General features: G+C 53.5%; 4 protein-coding genes. 1 reads left to right on the top strand and 3 read right to left on the bottom strand.

What is annotated here, in order from left to right:
- Nucleotides 1-29 precede the first annotated feature (29 nt).
- Nucleotides 30-872: a 3-deoxy-8-phosphooctulonate synthase gene (gene kdsA / locus ACTHUT_RS14160; protein WP_250600727.1), complete on the top strand. Its 843-nt coding sequence runs from the start codon at nucleotides 30-32 to the stop codon at nucleotides 870-872.
- A gap of 57 nt (nucleotides 873-929) precedes the next feature.
- On the opposite strand, the gene mutL is transcribed toward kdsA, so the two are convergent.
- The 3 genes from mutL to ACTHUT_RS14145 all read right to left on the bottom strand — a co-directional run bounded on the left by mutL (nucleotide 930) and on the right by ACTHUT_RS14145 (nucleotide 4,634).
- On the bottom strand, nucleotides 930-2,906 hold the full coding sequence (gene mutL, locus ACTHUT_RS14155; RefSeq protein ID WP_250600725.1) for a DNA mismatch repair endonuclease MutL: 1,977 nt from the start codon (nucleotides 2,904-2,906) through the stop codon (nucleotides 930-932).
- 36 nt (nucleotides 2,907-2,942) lie between these two features.
- Nucleotides 2,943-3,425, bottom strand: a complete 483-nt coding sequence (locus ACTHUT_RS14150; protein ID WP_003683615.1) for a GNAT family N-acetyltransferase — start codon at nucleotides 3,423-3,425, stop codon at nucleotides 2,943-2,945.
- A gap of 72 nt (nucleotides 3,426-3,497) precedes the next feature.
- Nucleotides 3,498-4,634 (bottom strand): 5-(carboxyamino)imidazole ribonucleotide synthase, encoded by a 1,137-nt coding sequence (locus ACTHUT_RS14145; RefSeq protein ID WP_250600723.1) that lies wholly within the window; start codon nucleotides 4,632-4,634, stop codon nucleotides 3,498-3,500.
- Nucleotides 4,635-4,696 lie beyond the last annotated feature (62 nt).

Genomic DNA, 4,696 nt, shown 5'->3' with positions numbered 1-4,696 from the left:
CAAATTCAACTTATCTGAAAGGCTTTGCCGTGAATATCCAAATCAACAACATCACCGTCAGCAACGATGCGCCCTTTACCCTTTTCGGCGGCATCAATGTTCTTGAAGACCTTGACTCTACGCTGAAAGCCTGTGAGCAATACGTTAAAGTAACCGATAAACTCGGCATCCCTTACGTTTTCAAAGCCTCTTTCGACAAGGCAAACCGCTCTTCCATCCACTCTTTCCGCGGTGTGGGTTTGGACGAAGGCATGAAGATTTTTCAAACGGTGAAACGCGAGTTTAACGTTCCCGTGATTACCGACGTTCACGAGCCTTACCAATGCCAGCCGGTTGCCGAAGTCTGCGATGTCATCCAGCTGCCTGCCTTCTTGGCGCGCCAAACCGATTTGGTGGTGGCAATGGCGAAAACCGGCAATGTCATCAACATCAAAAAACCGCAATTCCTCAGTCCGTCTCAAATGAAGAATATTGTTGAGAAATTCCAAGAAGCAGGCAACGAGCAAATCATTTTGTGCGAACGCGGCGCAAACTTCGGCTACGACAACTTGGTGGTCGATATGCTCGGCTTTGGCGTGATGAAAAAAACGTGCAACAACCTGCCCGTTATTTTTGACGTAACCCATTCCCTGCAAACGCGCGAATCCGGTGCCGCTGCGTCAGGCGGCCGTCGCGCCCAAGTATTGGACTTGGCACTTGCCGGTATGGCAACCCGATTGGCCGGTTTGTTCCTCGAATCCCATGCCAATCCCGACCAAGCCAAATGCGATGGCCCAAGCGCATTGCCGCTTGCGCAATTGGAAGACTTCCTGACCCGTGTTAAAGCAATCGATGAAACCGTGAAATCGTTTGCGCCTATGGATATTCGTTAAGGGCAAATAAGTTGAAAGGCCGTCTGAAAGCATTTTCAGACGGCCTTTTTATCGGCGTTACTGTCCGCGTAAAAACAACGCATCCAATTCTTTTAAAGTCAGTTTGACCCATGTCGGACGGCCGTGGTTACACTGGTTGCTGCGCGGCGTGTTTTCCATATCGCGCAGGAGCGCATTCATTTCTGGCAAGGTCAGTTGGCGGCCGGCGCGGACTGAGCCGTGGCAGGACATGGTGGCGAGGATGTGGTTTTCGTGTTCTTCGATGGTTTGGCTGCTGCCGACTTGGGCGAGTTCGCCCAATACATCTTTGGCCAGCGAAACGACGTCGGCTTTACCGAGCATGGCAGGAACTGCGCGGACGGCAAGGGTATTGCCGCCCATGTCGGACAATTCCAAGCCAAAGCCTGTCAGCATTTCGGCATGATCGGCAAGGGCGGCGCATTCTTCGTGGGACGCGGCAAAGGTTACGGGAATAAGCAGGCGCTGGCTTTGTAGATTGCCGTTTTCCTGACGTTGGCGTTTCATTTTTTCGTAGTTGACGCGTTCGGCGGCGGCGTGCATGTCGATGAGCAGCAGGCTGTCTTCGGCTTGGGCGAGGATGTAGATGCCTAATAGTTGGGCGATGGCAAAGCCGAGCGGCGGCAGTTCGGATTGGGATGAAAGGCCGTCTGAAAGCGGCATATCTGTTTTTTGGGTAGGCATTTCAGACGGCATATTGCCGAAACGTGCCTGCTCGAATTGGCTCAATTCAAGGTCAATGTCGTCGGTTTTTTTGTAGAGCTCGGCATAAGTATTCATGGCTGCGCGGCTTTCGCGCAGAGACAGGCTGCGTTGTTGCGGCGCACGCGCGGCTTGGTAAGGCATAGGCGCGGTTTTGCCTGATGAACCAAAGGCATTGCGTGTATCGGGTTTGCTGCCTGTCGGGTAGTTGGATGCGCTATTAAACAGATTTTCGCTGTCGTTTTCAGACGGCATTGGGGCAGGAGTAACGCCGGTAATGTCATGCAACACTTCGCCTGCGTTGCTGACGCTTTCGGTCAGGTCGGCGCGTGTGTCGGCAAGGGCTTTGTTGAGCGTGTGGAACACGAGTTGGTGCACCTGCTGGCTGTCGCGGAAGCGGATTTCGGTTTTGGTTGGGTGGACGTTGACATCCACGGCTTCGGGCGGCAGGTCGAGGAAGAGGACGAAAGCAGGCGTCAGCGCGTTGTGCAATACGTCTCGGTATGCCTGCTTGACGGCGTGGAGCATGACTTTGTCGCGCACGAAGCGATGGTTGACGAAGCAGTATTGTTTGTCGGTTTTACCTTTGGCAAAGGTCGGCTTGGCAATCGCGCCATAGAGCCGCAATGCGCCATTGCCGCTGTCAATTTCCAATGAGGCCGTCTGAAAATCATCGCCGACAATGGCGGCAATACGTTCATGCAGGCTTTGTGCAGGAAGTTTGAACACTTGTTTGCCGTCGCGTTTGAGTGAGAAGGCAATGTGCGGATGCGCCAGCGCAAGACGTTCGAGCATGGTGGCGCAGTGGGCGTATTCGGTGTTTTCGGATTTGAGGAACTTGCGCCGTGCAGGGGTATTGAAGAAGAGTTCGGCAGCTTCGATGGTGGTGCCGACGGGGTGGGCGGCGGCGGTGGGGCTGCTGAGTTTGCCGTCTTCTGCTTTGACTTGGGTCGCGTGTGAACTGTCTTCTTGACGGCTGGTCAGGGTCAGGCGGCTGACTGAGGCGATACTGGCCAAACCTTCACCACGAAAGCCCATACTGGCAACGTGTTCCAAATCGTTTAAGGTTTTGATTTTGCTGGTGGCGTGGCGGTGGAGCGCAAGCTCGATGTCGTCTGGGTGGATGCCGCTGCCGTTGTCGCTGACGCGAATCAGGCGGATACCGCCGCCGGCCAGCTCGACATCAATCGCTGTCGCGCCTGCGTCGATACTGTTTTCAACGATTTCTTTCAGAGCGTTGGCAGGGCGTTCAACCACTTCGCCGGCGGCGATTTGGTTGACAAGATGGTCGGGCAGTGCGGCAATTCGGGACATCGGTTTCTTTCAAAAAAGCAACGGCGGAAGGGAAAATTACAGGTATTTGCGCATCAATTCGCATTCGACGCGGACGGTTTTGTTCAGCTGCAACACGGCAGTACCGAGCGATTCATAACGATTGAGGCGATAGAAAGGCACGGAATTGAGCGAGGCATACAGTTTGAGAAAGCTGAGGCCTGCATTTCGTGCCATTTCTTCGGCGCGGCTGAGCAGGGCTGTACCCAAGCCGAGATTGTGGAAGAGCGGATGGACGTATAAGGCGTCCAGTTGCGCTTCTTTGAAATCGACTTGGAAAAAGCCTTGAATCAGCCCTTTGTATTCGACCACCCACAAGGCTTTGTTTTTATCGGAGATGGTTTCCAAATAGCTGTTGATGTCGAGCAGACTTTCCCATGTGTGCATAATAGTTTCATCATAACAGCGAATGCAGGCGTATTGAACGGCATGCAGATGGGCGTTGTGTATAGCTTGGCAGTCTTTTTCGGTTGCCGGACGGAGGATGGTCAGAAGGCTCATGGCGGATGGTCGGAAAAATTGATTTCAGACGGCCTTTTGCAATCAAAGGCCGTCTGAAAAAAGTGGGTAAGGTTACAGGCTTTGATGTAAGGTTTGTGCGGTTTGGAACGCGTTGTCCGCATCGTTGGCCAAGACGGTAAAGTGGCCCATTTTTCGGCCTTTGCGCGCGGCTTTTTTGCCGTATAGGTGCATGTGTGCATTCGGATTGCTTTGCAACGGCAGCCAATTCGGTTCGCCGCCGTCTTCCTGCCAGACGTCGCCCAAAATATTTGCCATGCAGCATGAAGAAAGCAGCTTGGTATCGGCGGGCGGCAGATTGCACATAATGCGTACCTGCTGCTGGAACTGGTCTGCGGCGCAGGCATCCAGCGTATGATGGCCGGAATTGTGCGGACGCGGGGCGATTTCGTTGACGACCAATTCATGCGTGTCGCCGACGACGAATATTTCCACTGCCAATACGCCGACATAATCCAATTCGTCCGCCAAGCGTTGCGCCATCTGCCGAGCCTGTTGCTGCAAGTCGGGACTCAGCCGCGCAGGGACGATGGAATAAGCCAAGATGCCGTTTTCATGGATGTTTTCGGCGGGGTCGAAGGTTTGCACGTTTTCATCGTTCAGACGGCATACGATCACGGAAATCTCGCCGCGCAAATCCACCATTTTTTCTAAAACGCAATCCACGCCGCCGTGTTCGGCAAACGCGGCTTTGAGTTCGTCCACCGTTTTGACGCGGATTTGACCTTTACCGTCGTAGCCCAAAGTAGCCGTTTTCAGGATGCCGGGCAGGAATTGCGCGCTTGCTTCGCTGATGTTGTCTGAACGGCAAACCACCTGATACGGTGCGGTTTGCAATCCCGCTTTGCGTATCCACGCTTTTTCCTGAATACGGTTTTGCGCGATGGCAACGCAGTCGCCGCTCGGAGAAACGTTGGTATGCTTTGCCAGAAAGCGCATCGCGTCGGCATTGACGTTTTCAAATTCAGTGGTAACCGCCGCGCATTTTGCCAACTCGTCCAAAGCGGCCTGATCGTCAAACGGCGCGCACAAATGACGGTCGGCAAATTCTGCTGCCGGCGCGTTCGGATCGGGGTCGAGTACGGTTACTTTGTAGCCCATGGTTTTGGCGGCAACGGTAAACATTCTGCCTAATTGGCCGCCGCCTAGGATGCCGAGCATGGAAGGGGGGAGGATGGGGGAAGTGTTCATAGCAAGAAATATTAAAAATCTTTTCTGATAGTATCTAAGGAAATAACTTTTGAAAGTAAAAG

Source organism: Neisseria sp. P0022.S010 (genome assembly GCF_051956635.1).
Note: the sequence above shows the minus strand (reverse complement) of the source record. Positions and strands in the feature narration are given on the sequence as shown.